This is a genomic window from Bartonella sp. MU37NMGALS, from assembly GCF_042194015.1.
GTDB lineage: Bacteria > Pseudomonadota > Alphaproteobacteria > Rhizobiales > Rhizobiaceae > Bartonella > Bartonella grahamii.
The window spans coordinates 1-1,121 of the sequence record NZ_JBHIML010000096.1 but is presented as its reverse complement, the minus strand read 5'-3'; the positions used below and the strand labels follow the sequence as shown (position 1 = coordinate 1,121).

At 47.1% G+C, this 1,121-nt stretch carries 2 protein-coding genes; both read right to left on the bottom strand.

All coding sequences use genetic code 11. The annotated features are described in order from the left end of the window. A partial coding sequence (locus tag ACFIJP_RS09260; protein WP_375627130.1) for a phage late control D family protein occupies window positions 1-926 on the bottom strand: 926 nt, incomplete at its 3' end. Then, a partial coding sequence (locus tag ACFIJP_RS09255; protein WP_375627128.1) for a tail protein X occupies window positions 926-1,121 on the bottom strand: 196 nt, incomplete at its 5' end. The genes ACFIJP_RS09255 and ACFIJP_RS09260, both read right to left, overlap by 1 nt.

Sequence of the window (1,121 nt, the reverse complement as noted above, 5' to 3'; positions counted from 1 at the left end):
CTTTGTTTTTCATAGCAGTGGGTGACAGTGGAAGCTTTCCATGGCCCATTGATTTGCCCACGAAACCCTTGCAATAAAAGAGGTTGATCCGCCATGATTTCTGGTCGCCCCTCAAGGGTCAAAGAACCACTGCCCACAGCACGACACAACCTGTCCGACTCGGAAGCAGCAGCAGCTCGTGCTTCCTCCTCACAAGTGTAACAAGTCCGTAAACGCCGCACGGGACCGCTAAACCCTGTCTGATGCTTAATGTGGCATTGCTGCCCTTTTGAGCGATCAAAATAAGAAGCTTCAATGGTGCCATATTGCGTGCGTGGCTCTAGGGTAAATTCCCAGTTGGAACAGTCGTGTTTATGGATGTCGAGTGCTGGTAAATTGTCACCGCTTAAAAATAAAAACTTATTGTCCTTGATTAAAAAACGTGCCCGCATGCGATCGGCAAGGCGGGTTAAAAAATCAACAGCCGATTGATCTGTACGAATCACATAAGGTAAAGTTTGTTTGGTGAACTGAGGACTGACCTTTGCTTGATAGCCATGGCGTTTGGCGAGTATCTCAACAATCTCACCAACAGTTTGGTGGTCAAAATGTTCACTCACCTGTTCTTTGAGCTCTTTACGCATCGAGGCACTTTTGCCACAAAGGCGCAAGATCTCTCCATCACTGCCCCCACAACTCACAACCGATTCGACAACAAAACACCCCATAAAAGCACTGATGCTGTTCTCATAGCCAAAAATCACCTGGAGCGCACTGTTGCTTGAGGGAACCTCTAAATCATTGCCACTATCATCAAACTCTGCTTCAAATGTATCGGCTTCATTACCGGCATGGTCCGTAATGGTTGCGGTTAAAAGACGCTGGTAAAAAACCTCATGAACAGGTTTATCTCCCACCTTGACCACAATAAAGGGGTGTGTGCGCATTAATCCCATAGCCGCTTCACCATGCTTTGGGGATTAGACAACACAAATTCAGGCAGAATGACCTTTAAGCCCCGCGGTAAAAACACACCATATTTGGCAATCTCTGGATTAGCTTCCAAGGTGGCTTCTAAATAGCCTTTGAGTAAACCAGCTTGCCTCCGGTCTCTGAACACTGCCATGGCATGGTGAAAGCAG